The 20,270-nt window shown below is 73.8% G+C and carries 15 protein-coding genes; 9 read left to right on the top strand and 6 right to left on the bottom strand.

All coding sequences use genetic code 11. The annotated features are described in order from the left end of the window. Positions 1–61 precede the first annotated feature (61 nt). The 3 genes from K7G61_RS02020 to K7G61_RS02010 all read left to right on the top strand — a co-directional run bounded on the left by K7G61_RS02020 (position 62) and on the right by K7G61_RS02010 (position 4,413). Positions 62–2,176 carry a molybdopterin oxidoreductase family protein gene (locus tag K7G61_RS02020; protein WP_225844729.1) on the top strand — a complete coding sequence of 705 codons (2,115 nt, stop codon included), beginning with the start codon at positions 62–64 and terminating at the stop codon, positions 2,174–2,176. Between the two features lie 132 nt (positions 2,177–2,308). Then, positions 2,309–3,757, top strand: a complete 1,449-nt coding sequence (locus K7G61_RS02015; RefSeq protein WP_225844727.1) for a hypothetical protein — start codon at positions 2,309–2,311, stop codon at positions 3,755–3,757. 173 nt (positions 3,758–3,930) lie between these two features. Next, positions 3,931–4,413 carry an OsmC family protein gene (locus tag K7G61_RS02010; RefSeq protein ID WP_225844726.1) on the top strand — a complete coding sequence of 161 codons (483 nt, stop codon included), beginning with the start codon at positions 3,931–3,933 and terminating at the stop codon, positions 4,411–4,413. A gap of 20 nt (positions 4,414–4,433) precedes the next feature. On the opposite strand, the gene K7G61_RS02005 is transcribed toward K7G61_RS02010, so the two are convergent. From K7G61_RS02005 to K7G61_RS01995, 3 genes are read right to left on the bottom strand one after another with little or no spacing between them, the layout of a single operon-like run. Further along, positions 4,434–5,150 carry a hypothetical protein gene (locus K7G61_RS02005; RefSeq protein ID WP_225844723.1) on the bottom strand — a complete coding sequence of 239 codons (717 nt, stop codon included), beginning with the start codon at positions 5,148–5,150 and terminating at the stop codon, positions 4,434–4,436. A gap of 60 nt (positions 5,151–5,210) precedes the next feature. Beyond that, complete coding sequence (locus K7G61_RS02000; protein ID WP_225844721.1) at positions 5,211–6,209, bottom strand: GlxA family transcriptional regulator; 999 nt, start codon at positions 6,207–6,209, stop codon at positions 5,211–5,213. Then, positions 6,206–6,808: a cysteine hydrolase family protein gene (locus K7G61_RS01995; protein ID WP_225844719.1), complete on the bottom strand. Its 603-nt coding sequence runs from the start codon at positions 6,806–6,808 to the stop codon at positions 6,206–6,208. Before K7G61_RS01995 ends, K7G61_RS02000 begins: the two co-directional genes overlap by 4 nt. A 181-nt stretch (positions 6,809–6,989) precedes the next feature. On the opposite strand from K7G61_RS01995, the gene K7G61_RS01990 reads away from it, so the two are divergent. The 3 genes from K7G61_RS01990 to nirD are packed head-to-tail and all read left to right on the top strand — an operon-like array spanning position 6,990 to position 11,367. Continuing rightward, on the top strand, positions 6,990–8,411 hold the full coding sequence (locus K7G61_RS01990) for an NAD(P)/FAD-dependent oxidoreductase (protein WP_225844718.1): 1,422 nt from the start codon (positions 6,990–6,992) through the stop codon (positions 8,409–8,411). Between the two features lie 2 nt (positions 8,412–8,413). Continuing rightward, complete coding sequence (nirB, locus tag K7G61_RS01985; RefSeq protein ID WP_225844717.1) at positions 8,414–11,017, top strand: nitrite reductase large subunit NirB; 2,604 nt, start codon at positions 8,414–8,416, stop codon at positions 11,015–11,017. Then, complete coding sequence (gene nirD, locus K7G61_RS01980; RefSeq protein WP_225844716.1) at positions 11,014–11,367, top strand: nitrite reductase small subunit NirD; 354 nt, start codon at positions 11,014–11,016, stop codon at positions 11,365–11,367. Before nirB ends, nirD begins: the two co-directional genes overlap by 4 nt. Positions 11,368–11,537: 170 nt before the next feature. Here nirD and K7G61_RS01975 read toward each other — a convergent pair whose 3' ends face one another. Beyond that, positions 11,538–12,596 carry a LacI family DNA-binding transcriptional regulator gene (locus K7G61_RS01975; RefSeq protein ID WP_225844715.1) on the bottom strand — a complete coding sequence of 353 codons (1,059 nt, stop codon included), beginning with the start codon at positions 12,594–12,596 and terminating at the stop codon, positions 11,538–11,540. Between the two features lie 301 nt (positions 12,597–12,897). Here K7G61_RS01975 and K7G61_RS01970 point away from each other — a divergent pair, with 301 nt between their 5' ends. Further along, positions 12,898–13,383 (top strand): DoxX family protein, encoded by a 486-nt coding sequence (locus K7G61_RS01970; RefSeq protein ID WP_225844713.1) that lies wholly within the window; start codon positions 12,898–12,900, stop codon positions 13,381–13,383. Positions 13,384–13,548: 165 nt separating this feature from the next. On the opposite strand, the gene ppdK is transcribed toward K7G61_RS01970, so the two are convergent. Together ppdK and dusB are read right to left on the bottom strand one after the other, a co-directional pair. Next, positions 13,549–16,311 (bottom strand): pyruvate, phosphate dikinase, encoded by a 2,763-nt coding sequence (ppdK, locus tag K7G61_RS01965; protein ID WP_374204020.1) that lies wholly within the window; start codon positions 16,309–16,311, stop codon positions 13,549–13,551. A 581-nt stretch (positions 16,312–16,892) separates the two neighbouring features. Continuing rightward, positions 16,893–18,098 (bottom strand): tRNA dihydrouridine synthase DusB, encoded by a 1,206-nt coding sequence (gene dusB / locus K7G61_RS01960; protein WP_225844711.1) that lies wholly within the window; start codon positions 18,096–18,098, stop codon positions 16,893–16,895. A 226-nt stretch (positions 18,099–18,324) separates the two neighbouring features. Here dusB and K7G61_RS01955 point away from each other — a divergent pair, with 226 nt between their 5' ends. Continuing rightward, complete coding sequence (locus K7G61_RS01955; RefSeq protein WP_225844849.1) at positions 18,325–19,698, top strand: MFS transporter; 1,374 nt, start codon at positions 18,325–18,327, stop codon at positions 19,696–19,698. Then, complete coding sequence (locus K7G61_RS01950; RefSeq protein WP_225844710.1) at positions 19,695–20,216, top strand: MarR family winged helix-turn-helix transcriptional regulator; 522 nt, start codon at positions 19,695–19,697, stop codon at positions 20,214–20,216. The genes K7G61_RS01955 and K7G61_RS01950 overlap by 4 nt, the downstream gene beginning before the upstream one ends. The last annotated feature ends 54 nt before the right edge of the window (positions 20,217–20,270 follow it).

The following is a 20,270-nucleotide window of genomic DNA, read 5'->3' as shown; positions in this document are numbered from 1 at the left end:
CGTCCCCCGGGCGTAATCGGTCCGGGGCCCGGGGGAAACACGGCCGCCGCAGGGTGGGCACATGAGTGTGGCGACCAGGGACGTGGATACGCACTGCCCGTACTGCGCGTTGCAGTGCGGGATGACGTTGCGGGTGGGGGCCGACGGCGGCGGGCTGCCGGAGGTGGTGGAGCGCACCGGCTTCCCGGTCAACAAGGGCGCCCTGTGCGGAAAGGGGCGGACCGCGGCCGAGGTGCTGTCCCGCGGGGTGCGGCTGACCGAGCCGCTGGTACGGGGAGCGGACGGCGTGCTGCGGCCGGCCGGCTGGGAGGAGGCCCTGGACCGGGTGGCCGAGGGGCTGCTGCGGGCACGGGCCGGCCACGGGCGGGACGCGGTCGGCGTGTTCGGCGGCGGCGGGCTGACGAACGAGAAGGCGTACGCGCTGGGCAAGTTCGCCCGCGTGGCCTTGCGTACCTCGCAGATCGACTACAACGGGCGCTTCTGCATGTCGTCGGCGGCGGTGGCGCAGAACAAGGCGTTCGGGCTGGACCGCGGGCTGCCGTTCCCGCTGGCGGACGTGGCACGGACGGGGTGCGTGATCCTCGTCGGCTCCAACCTCGCGGACACCATGCCGCCGTCGCTGCGCTACCTCACCGAGCTGAGGGAGAACGGCGGCACGCTGATCGTGGTGGACCCGCGCCGCACCCGCACCGCCGAGCAGGCCGACCTGCACCTGCAGCCGCGTCCGGGTACGGATCTGGCGCTCGCGCTCGGCCTGCTGCACCTGGTGGTCGCCGAGGGGCGGCTGGACGAGGACTTCGTCCGGCGGCGCACCAGCGGGTGGGACGAGACGCTGCCCGCGGTGATGGCGCACTGGCCCGAGCTGGTCGAGCGGATCACGGGCGTGCCGGTGCCGCGGCTACGCCAGGCGGTGGCCATGTTCTGCGACGCCCGGGAGTCCATGGTGCTGACCGCGCGCGGCCCCGAGCAGCAGGCGAAGGGGACGGACACCGTCGGCGCGTGGATCAACCTGTGCCTGGCCACGGGCCGGGCCGGCCGCCCGCTGTCCGGCTACGGCTGCCTGACCGGGCAGGGCAACGGGCAGGGCGGCCGCGAGCACGGCCAGAAGGCCGACCAGCTCCCCGGCTACCGCAAGCTCGACGATCCCGCGGCGCGCGCCCACGTGGCCGCCGTGTGGGGCGTCGACCCCGACGACCTGCCGGGGCCGGGCCGCAGCGCGTACGAACTCCTCGACGCCCTCGGCCGCGACATACGCGCCCTGCTGGTCATGGGCTCGAACCCGGTGGTCTCCGCGCCGCGCGCCGGGCACGTCACCGAGCGCCTGCAGTCGCTGGATTTCCTGGCCGTCTGCGACGTGGTGCTCTCCGAGACGGCCGCGCTCGCGGACGTCGTCCTGCCGGTGACGCAGTGGGCGGAGGAGACGGGGACGACCACCAACCTGGAAGGCCGCGTCATCCTGCGCCGCAAGGCCGTCGACCCGCCCGCCGGCGTGCGGTCCGACCTGGAGGTCCTGGAGGGGCTGGCCGAGCGGCTGGGCTGTGACAAGGGCTTCCCCGCCGACCCCGAGGAGGTCTTCGGCGAACTGCGCCGGGCCTCCGCGGGCGGGCCCGCGGACTACTCCGGCATCACGTACGAGCGGATCGCGGCCCACGACGGCGTGTTCTGGCCGTGCCCGGCCCCGGAGGACGGGGATGACGGCGATGACGGGGAGGCTGCGGGCGACGGGACGCCGCGCCTGTTCCTCGAACGGTTCGCCACCCCCGACGGGCGGGCCCGGTTCACCCCCGTGCACCACCGCCCGTCCGCCGAGGAGCCGTCCCCGGACTTCCCGTACCACCTCACCACCGGCCGGGTGCTGGCCCAGTACCAGTCCGGCGCCCAGACCCGGCGGGTCGCCGAGCTCAACGAGGCCGCGCCCGGGCCCTTCGTGCAGCTCCACCCCCGCCTGGCCGGCCTGCTGGGCGTCGCCGACGGCGACCCGGTGGCGGTCACCAGCCGCCGCGGGCGCGCGGTGGCCCCCGCCATGGTCTCCCCCGCGATCCGCCCGGACACGGTCTTCATGCCGTTCCACTGGCCGGGCGAGGGCCGCGCCAACCTCCTCACCAACCCCGCCCTCGACCCCTCCTCCCGCATGCCGGAGTTCAAGGTGTGCGCGGTCCGCGTGGAGCGGGCCTAGCGCGGCGGGGCGGTCCGAGTGGTGCGGATAAGCCCGATGCGAGCCCGCCGATGCGTGGCGTGATGGCGTCTGTGCCGATAAAGGTGATCCATGTCACCCTCGCCGAAAGGCAGTTCGACGAGGGGACCGGACATGGCACACGAGGGTACGAGCCGGCGCGCGATCCTTTCGGGTGCGCTCGCGAGCGCGGCCGTGATCGGCTTCGGGGCCTCGCGCGTTTCGGCGACGGCCCGCCCCACCACGGACGGCGGTATTACGGTCACATCGCTGCGGAGGGACGACTGCACCTACATGTCGCGCGTCTGCGGCATCAACCGGTCGGGGCAGATGGCCGGGTGGGGCTTCCTCGACGGGAAGACGTACGCACCCGTCCTGTGGTCGGACGGCGCGCTGTCCGTGCCCCTCGCACCGGACGGTGCGTCGCCGGTGGAGCTCGTGGGGATCAGCGACTCCGGCCAGTACGCCGGGGCGTACTACAACTCCGGCATGACCGCCCTGCTGTGGACCGACGGCGTTCCCCGGCCGATGAACGTCGGCCCCTTCCCGCACACCCGGGCCGTCTGCATGGACGCCAGGGGGCGGGTCCTGGTCCAGGCACGCACGGACCCGGAGCCCCCGCCCTACTACGAGGATTGGACGTACGACAAGCTGTTCCTCTGGGACCGGGGGCGGATCACCCCGATTCTGCCGCCGGACGGCGGCCCCTGGTCCGACATCCGGGTGCTCGCCGTGAACAACCGGGGAGGCATCCTCGCGCAGGTCTCGCAGTCCAGCCCCTGGAAGTCCCTGCCCTTCTTCTGGCAGGCGGGCCGGTCCACCTGGCTGACGGACATCGCCGCCGCCGGGTCGACCGTGCTTCCCTCGGCGGTCAACGACCTCGGGCAGGTCGCCGGCACCGTGATGTACGCCGAGAACGGCACCCTGGTCGAGCGCGCGTTCCGCTGGCGGGCGGGCAGGTCCGAGCTCTCGCCGATGCGCCTGCCGGGAGCCACCCGCGACGGGCTGACGGTGGCGGACGGCCTCCAGGCGATCAACATGCGCGGGGACGTGATCGGCACGGGCGCGTACGGGCCCGACGACCGCCGTCCGTTCCTGTGGTCGGGGAACACCCTGACCGTGCTGTCGGTTCCCGAAGACACCGAAGACGGGTTGGCATTGTCCGTGAACGACCGCGGTGACGTCTGCGGCTACTGTGTCGTGTCCGTGGAGGCCGGCGTTCGCTACCGCCCCTTCCTGTGGCGTGCCGGGCAGCGCATCGACCTTCCCCTGCCCGACGGCAGGTACGGGGCTTATGCGGAGTACATCGACAACCGCGGAACGATAATCAGTTGGTTCGTGCGGCCCGGCAACGGGCCCAAAGGAGTGCCCACCGGCGGTTCGACGGGCGGGAGCTCGGTGGGCGGCACCTCGACGAGCGGGGGCTCGGTAACGAGCGGGGGCTCGACAGGCGGGGGCTCGACAGGCGGGGACTCGACGATCGGGAGTGTGGACGAAGGCGCGACCACCATCGGCGGCAGCGGCATCCCCCCCGGGTGCAACGCCCCCATGTACAACTGCCTCCAGTGGACCGTCCCCCTCTAGGAGGCTGGTGCAGGTCCCGGGTTTTCCGTCCCCGGCCGGGAAACCCCTGGCCGCGGCGGCGCGGGCGGCTACGATCCGAGGCAGCACGCCCGCCCAGCCGTCAAGTGCCGGGGTCCCCGGGATTCCGGGACCCCGGGGACCCCGGCGCACCGAGGAGAGAGGCCGGCCCGCTCATGCCGTCCGCCAGAACGCACGCCTACGAGACCCGCCTCACCTGGACCGGGAACCTCGGTAGCGGCACCGACTCCTACCGCTCCTACCGGCGCACGCACGAGGTCGAGGCGGACGGACCGCCGCCCCTGGCCGGTTCGTCGGACCCGCACTTCCGGGGCGACGCCGACCGCTGGAACCCGGAGCAGTTGCTGCTGGCGGCGCTGTCGCAGTGCCACATGCTCGCCTACCTGCACCTGTGCGCCGTGAACGGGGTCGTCGTGACCGCGTACACCGACCGGGCGTCCGGGACGATGGAGGAGACGGGCGACGGCGGCGGCCACTTCACCCGGGCGCTGCTGCGGCCCCGCGTGGAGGTGGCGTCCGGCGCGATGGCCGAGAAGGCCGCGGCCCTGCACGAGGACGCCCACCGCCTGTGCTTCATCGCGGCCTCGGTCAACTTCCCGGTGGAGCACGAACCGGTGGTGACCGCCGGGCAGGAGTGAGGGTCAGGCAGGTCCGGCCGTCACGCGCCGCCGGCCTGCTTGCCGCCGGCGTCGTCGGCCGTGGTCGCGATGCGCACACTGCCCCACTGGCCGCCGTCTTGCGCCTCGTACTCGTCCGGCGGCCACAGGGTGACCGTGCGGGCGGCGGCCGCGCGGATCGCGGCGCCGTCGAGTTCCGCGCGGCACTCGGCGGTGGCGCCCGCGCCGGGCCAGACGGCGACCAGGGTGACGGGACCGTCGGGAGGCAGCGGCGCCACCCACACTTCGGCGTCCCAGGTCGTGCCGTCGCCCCCGCCGCCCTGGTCCATGATGCGCAGCGTCCGCTCTTCCTCGTCGTCGCTGAAGTGGTGGGACGCGAGGCCCTCGCCCAGGGCGTCGCGGCGCCCGTCGACGTATTCGATTCCCAGCCGCAGCCCGGTGCCGGTTCCGACCGCCTCAAAGGGGGCGGGCGGGAAGTGGTGGACGGGCCGGTACCGCGGCGAACCGTCCGGCGGCTCCCGCCGGACCATCCGCACGCTCATCTGGAAGCCGTTCGGGTAGACCCGGACGGCCCCGGCCCACACAGCGGCGCTGTCGGTCCTGATCAGGAGGGCGTCACCCGGTACGGACGCGGGCAGCACGTTGTCGGGCCGCTGCCACCACGGGCGGCGGCGGCGCGGCGGCGCGACCGGTTCCCGCGCCGGGAAGGAGTCGAAGAAGTCCACCCGGCCCACCATGGCACCGGCGGGTCCGCGCACACCTCCCGGGAATCGGCCATTCCGCCGCCGTCCAGTCGCCGCCGCGGTCTCCGTACGGCGTCAGCCCAAGGCGTCACCCGCGGGCCCGGAACCCGCCGGAACCGGACCCGCCGGAACCGGACCCGCCGAAGCCGAACCCGCGGGACCGGGCCCGGCCGAGCGGGCGCGCAGGCGCCGGAGCATGCGGGCGTCCTGGAAGCCGACCGCCCGGGCGGCGGACTCGGCGGTGGCGCCGAGGGCCATGAGGTGCTCGGCGCGTTCGAGGCGGAGTTCCTGCTGGTAGCGCAGCGGGGTCAGGCCGGTGGAGGCGGTGAAGCGGCGGGTGAGGGTGCGTTCGCTCACGCCGGTGGCCGAGGCGAGGTCGGACAGGGCGAGGCGGTCGGTGAAGCGCGCGTCGATGACGTCCTGGGCGCGGTGGACGGCGTCGCTGACGTGGGCGCGGTGCCGCAGCATGGCGCTGGCCTGCCGTTCGTCGCCGTTGCGCCGGGCGTAGACGACCATCTGCCGGGCGACGCGGGCGGCGGCCGCGGGGCCGTGGCGCACGGCGAGGAGGTGGAGCGCCAGGTCGATGCCGGAGGCGATCCCGGCGGAGGTGACCAGGGTGCCGTCGACGACGTAGAGCACGTCGCGCACGACGGTGGCCCGCGGGTAGCGGCGGGCGAGTTCGTCCTGGAGGTCGTGGTGGGTGGTGCAGCGGCGGCCGTCGAGCAGCCCCGCCCGGCCGAGCGCGTCGGCTCCGGCGCAGACCGAGGCGACGGTGCCGCCCGCCGCGTGGTGCGCGCGCAGCCACTCCAGGGTGGCCGGGCGCAGCCCGCCGTTGTCGCGCAGGGAACGGGACCGCCAGCCGGGGACGACCACGAGGTCGCCCGCGGCCAGTGCCGGCAGCTGCGCGGTGGCGCGCAGCGGCAGCCCCTGCGCGGTGGGGATGTCCTCCCGCTCGCCCACGTACGCCAGTTCGTACCCGAGGCCGTCGTCGGCGGCGGTCGAGAAGACCTGGGCCGGCCCGGCGAGGTCGAGCAGGTGCACGCGGGGAACGAGCAGGAAGACCACCCGGGTCACGATCCGGTCAGCTCCTTCACGGTGGTGACGGTGGCGAAGCGCCCGGCCAGGGCGTAGGTGGTGCGGGCGATGATCTCGGCGGTGCCCAGGGTGCGCGGGTCGGCGAGCACCTCGGCGTAGGGCCGGCCGGCCGGGGCGGCGGGATCGGGGATGGGCTCGGTGGCGGTGGCGTCGACCACGAAGGTGACCTGGTAGCCGAGGTCGGAGGCGAGGCGGGTGGTGGTCTCCACGCACTGCTCGGTCCTGATGCCGCAGGTGATCAGGCGGTGGATGCCGCGCTCGGTGAGGAGCTGCTGCAGGTTGGTGGTGGTGAAGGCGTTGTGCGAGGTCTTGGTGAGGACCGGTTCGCCGTCCCGGGGGGCCAGCGGCTCGATCGGCCGGACGTGGCCGAGCGCAGGGTCGAAGACGCTGCCGGTGCCGGGCTCGGAGTGCAGCACCCATACCACCAGGTCACCGCGGTCCCGGGCGAAGTCGACCAGCCTGCCGACCGGGCCGGCCACGTCCGGGTCGGAAGCGTGCCGCCAGCTCTCGCGCTGCCGGAAGGACTCCTGGACGTCGATGACGAGGAGGGCGGTACGGGATCGCGTCTGTTCGCTCATGCCAATGATCCTCGCCGGTCCGGGGATACGGGGGCCAGGCCCGATCGTGTCCGGATGCGGACCGATCCGGTCACGGTACCGGACGGGCTCACATCCCGTTCCCGGCGGCGTGAGCGCACCGTTGCTCCCGGGTAATGGCGGGGATTCGGGCGGGTAACAGCGGCCCCGCACGCTCGACGGCATGGACATCGTGGTGATCGGCGGCGGAATGGCGGGCGCCCGGCTCGCCCACCAGCTCGGCCGGCCGGCGCGGTCCGGCGGCGGCCCCGGGCGCTCCGGCGGCGGGCCGGTCCGCCTCACCGTACTCGGCGAGGAGCCGCACCTGCCGTACAACCGGGTGCTGCTCGCCGAGGTGCTGGCCGGGCGCTACCGGCCCGAGCTGATCGCGCTGCCCGGCGCGGGCGCGGTGCGGCGGGCGCGGGCGGTGCGGCTGGACCGGGACGAGCGGCTGGTGCGCTGCGACGACGGTTCCGTGCTGCGCTACGACCGGCTGGTCCTGGCGACCGGCTCCAACCCCGTACTGCCGCCGCTGCGCGGCCTGTTCGGGGAGGGCGACCTGGCGCTGCCCGCGGGGGTGCACGCCTTCCGCACGATGGACGACTGCCTGGCGCTCTCGGCCGCGGCGGGGCCGGGGGTGCGCGCGGTGGTGGTCGGCGGCGGGCTGCTGGGGGTGTCGGCGGCGCAGGCACTGGCCGCGCGCGGCGCCCAGGTGGTGGTCGCCCAGCAGGGCGAGCACCTGATGGAACGGCACCTGGACGCGCCCGCCGCGGCGCTGCTGCGCTCCCACCTGGAAGCGCAGGGCGTCGAGGTGCACACCGAGTGCAGGGTGCGCGGCGTGCTGACCGAGCCGGACCCCGGTCCGGCCGGCCGTGCGGTCCGCTCGGTCGAGCTTGCCGACGGCTACTGCCTGGGCGCCGATCTGGTGGTCCTGGCCTGCGGGGTGCGGCCCCGGGTCGGCCTGGCGCGGGCGGCCGGGCTGGACGTCGCCAAGGGGATCGTGGTCGACGACCAGTTGCGCACCAGCGACCCCGCGGTCTTCGCGATCGGCGACTGCGCGCAGCACGCGGGCACGGTGTACGGCCTGGCGGGCGCGGCCCGCGACCAGGCGGACGTGCTGGCCGGGGTGCTGCTGCGGGAGGCGGGAGCGGAGACGGAGGCGGGCGGCGAGGCGGGCGCTTGGACAGGCGCGGGGACAGACGCGGGGACAAGCGACCGGACGGGCGCGGCTGCGAGCGCGGAGGCGGCCGGCGCCGCCCACCGGCCCGCCGCCGGGTCCCCCGGCCCCCGCTACGCCGGCACCCGCGCGCTGACCCGGCTCACGCTGCGGCCCGCGGGCGGCGGCACGGAGGGGACGGGCCCGGCGGCCCTGGACCTCGCGGCGTTCGGCGAGCCCGTACCGCTGCCCGGTGACGACGTGCTGCGGCTGGCGGACGCCACCCGCGGGGCGTACCGGAAGGTCGTCGTGCGCGGCGACCGGCTGGTGGGCGGCGTGCTGCTCGGCGATCTGGCGGCGGTCGGCACGGTCGCCCGCACCTGGGAGGGCGACGAGCCGCTGCCCTCCGCTCCTTTGCTTCATCTGCTCACCGACGACGGAGGTTTCTGAGCATGGCTGCGAGTCCGGCCGAGAATTCGGCGAGCCCGGCGAGCCCGGCGCAGACGATCGTGCTGGTCGGCCACGGGATGGTCGGCCAGCGGTTCCTGGAGGCGCTGGCCGACCGCGGGGTGACCGGGCGGGCGCGCGTGGTCGTGCTGTGCGAGGAGCCCCGCCCCGCGTACGACCGCGTACACCTGACCTCGTACTTCACCGAGGGCGCGACGCCCGAGGACCTGTCGATGGTCGAGGACGGCTTCATGGCCGAGCACGGCATCGAACTGCACGTGGGCGACCCGGCGGTGGCGGTGGACCGCGAGGCCCGTACCGTCACCGCCCGCTCCGGGCTGACGGTCGGGTACGACACGCTGGTGCTGGCCACCGGCTCGTACCCGTTCGTGCCGCCGGTGCCCGGCAAGGACGCGCAGGGCTGCTTCGTCTACCGCACCATCGAGGACCTGCTGGCGATCGAGGAGTACGCGGGGCACTCGCGGACCGGCGCGGTGGTCGGCGGCGGGCTGCTCGGGCTGGAGGCGGCGGGCGCGCTGAAGGGCCTCGGCCTGGACACGCACGTCGTGGAGTTCGCGCCGCGGCTGATGCCGGTGCAGGTGGACGACGGCGGCGGCGACGCGCTGCGGCGCAAGATCGAGGGCCTCGGCGTCACCGTGCACACCGGGGTGGGCACGCGGGAGATCGTCACCGGCGACGACGGCCGGGTCGCCGGCATGGCACTGTCGGACGACTCGCGGCTGGCCGCCGACCTGGTGGTGTTCTCGGCGGGCGTGCGGCCGCGCGACGAGCTGGCCCGGGCCTGCGGGCTGCCGGTCGGCGAGCGCGGCGGGATCGTGGTCGACGAGACCTGCCGTACCGCCGACCCCGCGGTCTTCGCGATCGGCGAGTGCGCGCAGGCCGTGGACGGCCGGGTGTACGGGCTGGTCGCGCCGGGCAACGAGATGGCCGAGACGGCCGCGCGGACCATCGCGGGCGACGCGGGCGCCTTCACCGGCGCCGACCTGTCCACCAAGCTGAAGCTGCTGGGCGTGGACGTGGCGAGCTTCGGCGACGCGCACGGCGCCGCCGACGGCAGCCTCGACGTGGTCTACTCCGACTCGCGTTCCGGGGTGTACCGCAAGCTGGTGGTGGCCGCCGACGGCACTTTGCTGGGCGGCATCCTGGTCGGCGACTGCGAGTCGTACGGGATGCTGCGCCCGCTGACCGGCACGGTCCCGCCGGTCGCGCCCGAGCACCTGGTGCTGCCGGCGGGCGCCGGCGGCGGCGTCTCACTCGGCCCGGCGTCGCTGCCGGACGACGCGGTGATCTGCAGCTGCCACAACGTCAGCAAGGGCGCGATCCGCGCGGCGGTCACCGAGCACTCCTGCACCAGCGTGCCGGAGGTCAAGAAGTGCACCAAGGCCGGTACGGGCTGCGGCAGTTGCGTGAAGGTGCTGGGGCAGCTCGTCGACGCGGAGCTGGAGGCGAACGGCGTCGCCGTCGACAAGGGCCTGTGCGGCTGCTTCGGGCAGACCCGCGCCGAGCTGTACGAGATCGTGCTCACCCTGCGCATCGCCTCCTACCGTGAACTGCTGGACCGGCACGGCCGCGAGAGCGCGCGCGGCGGCGAGGGCTGCGAGATCTGCAAGCCGGCGGTGGCCTCCATCCTGGCGTCGCTGGCGCCGGTGGTCGGGGCGAGCGGGCACGTACTGGACGGCGAGCAGGCCGCCCTGCAGGACACCAACGACCACTTCCTGGCCAACATGCAGAGGAACGGGTCGTATTCGATCGTGCCGCGCGTGCCCGGCGGCGAGATCACCCCGGAGAAGCTGATCGTGCTGGGCGAGGTGGCGCGGGACTTCGGCCTCTACACCAAGATCACCGGCGGCCAGCGGATCGACCTGTTCGGCGCCCGGGTGGAGCAGCTGCCGCTGATCTGGACCCGGCTGGTGGACGCCGGCTTCGAGTCCGGCCACGCCTACGGCAAGGCACTGCGCACGGTGAAGTCCTGCGTGGGTTCGACCTGGTGCCGCTACGGCGTGCAGGACAGCGTGCGGATGGCCATCGACCTGGAGCTGCGCTACCGGGGGCTGCGCTCCCCGCACAAGCTGAAGTCCGCGGTGTCGGGGTGCGCCCGGGAGTGCGCGGAGGCGCAGAGCAAGGACTTCGGGGTGATCGCGACCGCGAACGGCTGGAACCTGTACGTGGGCGGCAACGGCGGGGCGACCCCGCGGCACGCCGACCTGCTGGCCAAGGACCTGTCGGACGCCGAACTGGTGCGGCTGATCGACCGGTTCCTGATGTACTACATCCGCACCGCCGACCGGCTGGAGCGCACCAGCGTGTGGCTGGAGCGGATTCCCGGCGGCCTCGATCACGTGCGCGACGTGGTGGTGCACGACTCCCTCGGCATCTGCGCCGAACTGGAGGAGCTGATGGCCGCGCACGTGGCCGGCTACCGCGACGAGTGGGCGCAGACCATCAACGACCCCGAGCGGCTGCGCCGGTTCGTGTCCTTCGTCAACGCGCCCGACACCCCCGACCCCACGGTCCGCTTCGTCGAGGAGCGCGACCAGATCAAGCCGGAACCCGTGTTCGTATCCCTGACCGAGACGGTGAACGCATGACCATCATCGAATCCCCCGCCACCACCGCGACCGTCGAACTGCGCTCCGCGACCGGATGGATCCCGGTGTGCCCGGCGGCCGACCTGGAGCCCGGCCGAGGGGTGGCGGTGCTGCTGCCCGACGGCGGCCAGGCGGCCCTGTTCCGCGACCGCGGCGGCGCGCTGTACGCGATCGGCAACGTCGACCCGTTCACCGGCGCCGGGGTGCTGTGCCACGGCCTGACGGGCTCGGCGGGCGGCCGGGCGTACGTCGCCTCCCCGCTGCTCAAGCAGCGCTTCGACCTCGCCGACGGGCGGTGCCTGGACGACGACCGGGCGGCGGTGCCGGTGTATCCGGTACGGGTGGTCTGACACGTCCGACCGGCACAGGCCGGGCGCGCGGGCGGCGCCGCACCGGGTGACCCCGGGCGTGGCGGCGCCCGCGCGCCCGTCTGCCTTCCGGCCGCTTTCCGTGCGCTTTCCGTGCCCTTCCCGTGCGCTTTCCGTCCGCGTGAGTCGCCGTCAGCCGGCGTCGTGCGGTCTCATGCGGCGGGCGGCGGGGCGCTGCTGCCCCGCTCGACCAGCCGGGTCGCCAGGTCCACCCGCAGGGTGCTGGGCTCGCGGCCGCGGCTGATGTCAAGGGCCAGCCGGGCGGCGGCCTCGGCCATCTCCGTCAGCGGCTGCCGGACGGTGGTCAGCGGCGGGCTGATCCAGCGCGAGATCGGCAGGTCGTCGAAGCCGACCACGCTCAGGTCGTGCGGGATGCGCAGGCCCAGCTCGCGCGCGGCCTCGTACAGACCGAGTGCCTGGAGGTCGTTGCCGGTGAAGACCGCGGTGGGGCGGTCCGGCATCCTCAGCAGCGCGAGCCCCTCGGCGTAGCCGGCCTCGTGGTGGAAGTTGCCCAGCCGCACCAGCCCGGGGTCGTAGGCGATTCCGGCGGTCTCCAGGGCGGCGCGGTACCCGTCGATACGGGCGCGGCTGCACATCATGCCGGTGGGGCCGCCGAGGACGCCGATCCTGCGGTGGCCGAGCTCCAGCAGGTGGCGGGTGGCGGCCACGCCGCCCTGCCAGTTGGTGGCGCCGATCGCGGGCACGTCCTCGCCGGGGTCGCCGGCCGGGTCGAGCACCACGAACGGGATGTCGCGGCTGGTGAGCTGGGCCTGCTGGGCCGGGTCGAGGCCGGACAGCACCAGGATCACCCCGGTGGGGCGGCGGGCCAGCACCCCGTCCACCCAGGTCTGACCGGGGGTGAGACGGCCCGCGGACTCCGAGAGCACCACGCTCAGGCCCTCGTCGCGGGCGACGTTCTCCACCCCGCGGATCACCTCCATCGCCCAGGCGCTCTCCAGCTCGTGGAAGACCAGGTCGAGCAGCGGCGCCGGCTGCACGCTGCCGCGCCGCCGCTGGTATCCGTGCCGGCGCAGCAGCTCCTCGACCCTGCTGCGGGTGGCCGGGGCGACGTCGCCCCGGCCGTTGAGGACCTTCGAAACAGTCGGCGCCGAGACCCCGGCGGCGCGCGCGATCTCGGCCAGGGTCGCCGTCCCGCCGGCCGCGGTTTCGGGCTGGTCGCCGTGCGGGGGCTGGACGCGTGTGGCACTCATGCCAGCGATCGTAGCCGGTCTGCGGGGTCCTGCCGACGGCGCACGGGCGCAAGGTGGCCACACACCCCGCATTCGTAACATTCGTCTACCGGCCCGAAACATTCGATTCGAATTCGACACCGGTCCGCGACTGTCACGGCATGGCCCATCCACCCTCAGCGATGGCACACTGGCCTCTACCTCCACCCTCGCCCCGGGAAAATACGCGCGGCGCCGCTGAACACTTGCGACGCGTGCCGCGTACTCTTCCGGGATCGCACGACAGCAAGAGCTCCCTCCCCCCACTCAAAAGGAGCCCTGGATGTCACCTCTGGGCAGAAAACTCGAATTGGCCTCGCCGGCTGTGCTCTCCCTCTACCGGCTGGTCATCGGCCTGCTGTTCACCTGTCACGGCGCCTCCACCGTGCTCGGTGCGTTCGGCGGGCCCATGGGCGGCAAGCCCTCCGTCGGCCACTGGCCGTCCTGGTGGGCCGGTCTGATCCAACTCGTCTGCGGCGCGCTGGTGTTCATCGGCATCGGTGACGCCGGCACCCGTCTCGCGGCGCTCCTCGGTTCCGGCTCGATGGCGTACGCGTACTTCACGGTGCATCAGAAGCACGACCTGTGGCCGATCAAGAACGGCGGCGAGCTGTCCGTTCTGTTCTGCTGGAGCCTGCTGCTGATCGCGATAGTCGGCCCGGGCGAGTGGACCCTGTCCGCCGCCCTGACCAGAGCCCGCGGATCGGCCTCCCTCCCAGGAAGCTCGACCCCCGCGCCGGTCGCCTCGGAACCGGCCGGCAAGCCGTAGGCCCCGGCCCCCCAGCAGGCCCGGGGGCGGCGCCTCCGCACGAAGCGCCGCCCCCGGTGGGACGGGTCCCGGGACTGCCGGGGCGGTGAGGGTCGGCCCCAGGGCAAGGGCCTGCGCCGGCGGTCCGGGCCCGGCCCGGTCGGATGGTCAGGGATGGTCAGGGGATCACCGGGTGTCCGACGCGGTCGGGGAGACGGCGGCGCGGCCGGCCTCCAGGCGGGCGACGGGGATGCGGAACGGCGAGCAGGACACGTAGTCCAGACCGACCCCGTGGAAGAAGTGGACGGACTCCGGGTCGCCCCCGTGCTCACCGCAGATGCCGAGTTTCAGGCCCGGGCGGGTGGCGCGGCCGGCTTCGGCCGCGGCGCGGACCAGTGAGCCCACGCCGTCCTGGTCGATGGTCTCGAAGGGCGAGACGCCGAAGATGCCCTTCTCCAGGTAGGCGGTGAAGAAGCTCGCCTCCACGTCGTCCCGGGAGAAGCCCCACACCGTCTGGGTCAGGTCGTTGGTGCCGAAGGAGAAGAACTCGGCCGCCTCCGCGATCTGGGCGGCGGTCAGCGCCGCGCGCGGCAGCTCGATCATCGTGCCGATGGGCAGCCGCAGTTCGGTGCCGGTGGCGGCCTCGACGCCGGCGATGACCCGGTCGGCCTCCTCCCGCACGATCTCCAGCTCCTGCACCGTGCCGACCAGCGGGACCATGATCTCGGCGCGCGGGTCGCCGCCCGCCGAGCGGCGATGCGCGGCGGCCTCGGCGATGGCGCGGACCTGCATGGCGAACAGGCCGGGGACGACCAGGCCGAGCCGGACGCCGCGCAGTCCCAGCATGGGGTTCTGCTCGTGCAGTTTGTGGACGGCCTGCAGCAGCCGCAGGTCGTTCTCGTTGGCGTCCTTGCGGGCCTCGGCCAGCGCCACCCGGACCGACAGTTCGGTGATGTCCGGCAGGAACTCGTGCAGCGGCGGGTCCAGCAGCCGTACGGTCACCGGCAGCCCGTCCATCGCCTCGAACAGCTCGATGAAGTCGGCCTTCTGCAGCGGCAGCAAGGCGCCCAGCGCCTCCTCGCGCTCGCCGTCGGTGTCGGCGAGGATCAGCCGCTCGACCAGTTCGCGCCGGTCGCCGAGGAACATGTGCTCGGTGCGGCACAGCCCGATGCCCTGCGCGCCGAAGCGGCGGGCGCGGGCGGCGTCCTCCGCGTTGTCCGCGTTGGCCCGCACCCGCAGCCGGCGTACCCGGTCCGCGTAGGCCATGATCCGGTGCACCGCCCGTACCAGGTCGTCGGCCTCCTCGGCGCCGGCGTGGACCCGGCCCTCGAAGTACTCGACCACCGGGGACGGCACCACCGGGACCTCGCCGACGTAGACCTTGCCGGTGGAGCCGTCGATGGAGATGACGTCGCCCTCCTCTATCACCACCGGCCCCTTGCCGTCGCCGGAGGTGCCCCCGGGCGCGGTCAGCCGCCGCCGCTTGGTGTCGACCTCCAGCTCCTCGGCGCCGCACACGCACGTCTTGCCCATCCCGCGGGCGACCACGGCGGCGTGCGAGGTCTTGCCGCCGCGCGAGGTGAGGATGCCCTCGGCGGCGACCATGCCGGCCAGGTCGTCGGGGTTGGTCTCACGGCGGATGAGGATGACCTTCTCGCCGGACCGGGACCACTTGACCGCGGTGTACGAGTCGAAGACCGCCTTGCCGACCGCCGCGCCCGGCGAGGCCGCGATGCCCCAGCCGATCCGCCGCACCGAGGCGCTGTCGGCCACCGCCTCCTCGAACCGCGGGAACATCAGCTGCGCCAACTGCCCGCCGCTGACCCGCCGCAGCGCCTCGGCCTCGTCGATCAGGCCCTGGTCGACGAGCTGGGTGGCGATACGGAAGGCCGCCGCGGCGGTCCGCTTGCCGACCCGGGTCTGCAGCATCCACAGGTGCCCGCGCTCGATGGTGAACTCGATGTCGCACAGGTCCCGGTAGTGCGTCTCCAGCGTCTCCATGATCTTCAGCAGCCGGTCGTACGACGCCCGGTCGATCGACTCCAGCTCGGCGAGCGGCACGGTGTTGCGGATGCCGGCCACCACGTCCTCGCCCTGCGCGTTCTGCAGGTAGTCGCCGTACACGCCCTGCTGGCCGCTCGCCGGGTCGCGGGTGAAGGCGACGCCGGTGCCCGAGTCGGGGCCGAGGTTGCCGAAGACCATGGAGCAGACGGTGACGGCGGTGCCGAGGTCGTTCGGGATGCGCTCCTGGCGGCGGTAGAGCCTGGCCCGGTCGGTGTTCCAGGACTCGAAGACCGCGCACACCGCCAGGTCCATCTGCTCGCGCGGGTCCTGCGGGAACTCCCGCCCGGCCTCCTTGAGCACGATCGCCTTGAAGTCGTCCACCAGCCCGCGCAGGTCGGCGGCGTCCAGGTCGAGGTCGGTGTCGGCGCCCTTGGCCCGCTTGGCCGCCTCCAGCGCCTCCTCGAACAGGCCGCCGTCCACGCCCATCACGGTCTTGCCGAACATCTGCAGCAGCCGCCGGTAGGAGTCCCAGGCGAACCGCTCGTCCCCGCCGGCCCGCGCGGCCAGGCCCGCCACCGAGGCGTCGGACAGGCCGATGTTGAGGACGGTGTCCATCATCCCGGGCATGGAGAACTTGGCGCCGGACCGCACGGACACCAGCAGCGGATCGTCCGGCCGGCCCAGCCTGCGCCCCATCTGCCGCTCCAGCGCGTCGAGGTGCGCACTCACCTCGTCGCGCAGTGTCGGCGGCTCCGCGCCCGTCGCCAGGTACGCCCTGCACGCCTCGGTGGTGATCGTGAAGCCCGGAGGGACGGGCAGACCGAGGTTGGTCATCTCGGCGAGGTTCGCACCCTTCCCGCCGAGCAGGTCCTTCAGATCCTTGTTGCCCTCAGTGAAGTCGTAGACGAATTTCTCGTTCTTCTGACGTGCCGACACGTGGTCCACCGACTCCTTGCGGTCCTCGCGATCCTCGCGACCGGGATGCCCTGACGGCGGGGAGCGTACCCATCTCCAAGGCGTCTAAGGGCATTCAAGACCACGACACACGGCCGCAACCGCCCGTCTGCCGTCGGATCGCAGGCAGCGACCCGACGGCGAGCCCCGCCCGCTTCCGTTCACGAGTCGAACGGACGACCGCGCCGCGCTCGCCCGAGGGCGCGATTTCACATACGGAGAGTGACGAATGGCGGTGGCGGCTGGAGACAAGGGGCCAATGCGCGGCGCCATGCATTCGAGAGATGCAGCGCTCATCCGTGCGCTCATTTGAGCGATGAGGGGATCAGACGTGGCGCGAATCACGCGTACGTCTCGTCAAACGGGCGTAGGGGCTCTACGTACGAGCGGGTCGGGCATGTGCCGGTACGGGGGCGGGGACAGGCGCGGCTCCTCCCCGGGAGCGGCCAGGGGCGCGGGGACAGGCGCGGCTCCCCGGGAGCGGCCAGGGGCGCGGGGAACGGCGCGAGCGACCCGCTGCCGGCCGTCGGTCCTGCGACGACGCCGAGCCACCCCGCCCGGACGGCCCCGGCTCACCCTCCGGACGTGTCCGACTCCGCCTCCGGGCCCGCCGTCGCGCCGTCCCAGGGGTCCGCGAGCCAGCCGTCGGGCAGGACGACCCGCTTGCCGGGCGCGGTCCGGCCGCGCGGGCCGTCCGCGTGCGCCGGCCACTCCTGCTCCTGGTCCAGCTTGCCGAGCAGGTCGTCGAGCTCGGCCAGGGACGACACGGTCGCCAGGGACCTGCGCAGGTCCGAGCCGACCGCGAACCCCTTGGTGTACCAGGCGACATGCTTGCGGAAGTCGATCACGCCCCGGGCCTCGTCGCCCAGCCACCGGCCGAGCAGGTCGGCGTGCCGCCGCATCACCGCCGCGACCTCGCCGAAGCGCGGGCCCGCCGGCCCCCGGCGGCCGTCAATGTCACCCGCGCCCGCGCCGCCCCCGGCTCCGGTCCCGGCCTCGAAGGCGGCCACCAGGTCGCCGAACAGCCACGGCCGGCCCAGGCACCCGCGGCCGACGACCACGCCGTCGCAGCCGGTCTCGCGCATCATCCGCACCGCGTCCTCGGCGCACCAGATGTCGCCGTTGCCGAGCACGGGGATCTCCGGCACGTGCTCCTTGAGGCGGGCGATGGCGTCCCAGTCGGCGGTCCCGCCGTAGTGCTGCGCCGCCGTGCGGCCGTGCAGCGCGACCGCGGCGACGCCCTCCTCGACGGCGATCCGCCCCGCGTCGAGGTACGTCAGGTGATCGTCGTCGATGCCCTTGCGCATCTTGATCGTGACCGGCAGGGACCCGGCGTTGCCGACCGCGGCGCGCAGGATGGCCCGCAGCAGGTTGCGCTTGTACGGCAGCGCGGAACCGCCGCCCTTGCGGGTCACCTTGGGCACGGGGCAGCCGAAGTTGAGGTCGATGTGGTCGGCGAGGTTCTCGTCCACGATCATCCGCACCGCCCGGCCCACCGTCACCGGGTCCACCCCGTAGAGCTGGATGGAGCGCGGGGTCTCGCTCGCGTCGAAGTGGACGAGCTGCATCGTCTTCTCGTTGCGCTCGACCAGGGCCCGGGTGGTGATCATCTCGCTGACGAACAGGCCCTTGCCCCCGCTGAACTCCCGGCACAGCGTGCGGAAGGGCGCGTTCGTGATGCCTGCCATCGGCGCGAGCACGACCGGCGGCGTCACGGTGTGCGGGCCGATGCGGAGGGCTCCCCGGGCGGGCGGGGCCAAGGTGGCGTCAGCGGTCATGGGCCCCATTGTCCCGTATCCGCCGGCCGGCCCTTCCGGCCCGGGTCCGGCCCGGGGCCCGGCCGGTCCCGCCGACCCACGATGGTTGTACGATAGTAATCGTTACGTTCATACAATCATCTGCCAGCCCCCTGGCCGAAGGGACCGATCCGTGCCGGAAGTGAGCCAGGAACCGAGCCGGGAACCGAGCCCGCGCAGGCGGACACTGATCCTCGCCATCTGCTGCATGAGCCTGCTCATCGTCAGCCTGGACAACACGATCCTCAACGTGGCGCTGCCGTCGATGCGCAAGGACCTGCACACCACCATCTCCGGGCTGCAGTGGACGATCGACGCCTACACGGTGGTGATCGCCTCGCTCCTGCTGCTCGCCGGCTCCACCGCGGACCGGATCGGGCGGAAGCGGATATTCCAGACCGGCCTGGTGCTGTTCACCATCGGCTCACTGCTGTGCAGCCTGGCACCCGGGCTCGGCTGGCTGATCGCCTTCCGCATGGTGCAGGCGGTCGGCGGGTCGATGCTGAACCCGGTGGCGATGTCGATCATCACCAACACCTTCTCCGACCCGCGCGAGCGGGCGCGCGCCATCGGCGTGTGGGGCGGGGTGGTCGGCATCAGCATGGCGGCCGGCCCGATCGTCGGCGGGGCGCTGGTGGAGTCCGTGGGGTGGCGGTCGATCTTCTGGATCAACCTGCCGGTGGGACTGGCGGCGCTGCTGCTCACCGCCCGTTTCGTGCCCGAGTCGCGCGCGCCGCGGGCCCGCCGGGTGGACCCGGTCGGCCAGGTGCTGGTGATCACGCTGCTGGGCTCGCTGACGTACGGGATCATCGAGGGGTCGGACGCGGGCTGGGGCTCGCCGCTGATCGTGGGCTGCTTCACGCTGGCCGCGGCGGCCGTCGCGGGCCTGGTGAGGTACGAGAAGCGGCGCGCCGATCCGCTCATCGACATGCGCTTCTTCCGCAGCGCGCCCTTCTCCGGCGCGACCGTGATCGCGGTGAGCGCCTTCGCCGCGCTCGGCGGCTTCCTCTTCCTCAACACGCTCTACCTGCAGGACCAGCGGGGCCTGTCGGCCCTGGACGCGGGCCTGTACATGGTGCCGATGGCGCTGATGTGCCTGGTCTTCGCGCCGCTGTCCGGGCGCCTGGTCGGCGCCCGCGGACCGCGGCTGTCGCTGGTCCTGGCCGGCGGCTGCATGACGGCCAGCGGGGTGCTGTTCGCCGCGCTGGACGCCCAGTCCTCGAACTGGCTGCTGTTCACCTCGTACGTCCTGTTCGGCATCGGCTTCGGCCTGGTCAACGCGCCCATCACCAACACGGCGGTGTCCGGTATGCCGCGCGCGCAGGCGGGCGTGGCCGCCGCGGTAGCCTCCACCAGCCGCCAGGTCGGGCAGTCCCTGGGCGTGGCCGTGATCGGGGCGGCGGTCGCCGCGGGCCTGCACACGGCGGCCTGGTGGATCATCGCCGGCTGCGGCCTGTCGGTGCTGGTCCTCGGTACGCTCACCAGCGGACGCCGGGCCCGCGCCACGGCGGAGCGCACGGCCGCCCTGTTCGCCCGCGGCGAGCGCGGGACGGCGGACGCACGGATCGAGGTGGACGCATGACGAGGGCGCACGGGAACGGGGTGGCGGTGGCGGTGGCGAGCGCGGATACGGGGACGGGCGCCGGCGACGGCGACGGCACCGGCACCGGCACCGGCACCGGCACCGGCGAGGAGACGGCGGCACGGGTGTGGCGGAACCTCGCCGCCGTGGTGCTGGAGCGCAACGAGCGCCGCAAGGAGACCGCGGAGGCGCTGGGCATGAGCTTCTTCCGCGTCAAGGCGCTGCGCCGGATCGCTGCCAGGCCACGCCGGATGAGCGAGCTGGCCGCCGAGCTGTCCTCCGACCGCCCGTACCTGACCCTGGTGGTGGACGACCTGGTCAAGCGCGGGCTCGTCGAGCGCAACCCGCACCCCACCGACCGCCGTTCCAAGATCGTCTCGGCGACCCCGGCCGGGCTGGAGGCCGCCGCGCGGGCCAACGCGATCCTGGGCACCCCGCCGCCGGCGCTGCTGGCCCTGCCGGCCGAGGACCTGGCGGCCCTGGACCGTATCGCCGCGGCGCTCGCGGCGGCGGACTGACCGCGCCGGCCCGCACGCCGGTCCGGGAGCGTCCGGCCCCGGCCCGTCGGGCCT

The sequence above is a fragment of the Streptomyces sp. HPF1205 genome (assembly GCF_020400825.1).
Classification (GTDB): Bacteria; Actinomycetota; Actinomycetes; order Streptomycetales; family Streptomycetaceae; genus Actinacidiphila.
The sequence above is the reverse complement of the archived record's forward strand: the minus strand, read 5'-3'. Positions and strand labels throughout refer to the sequence as shown.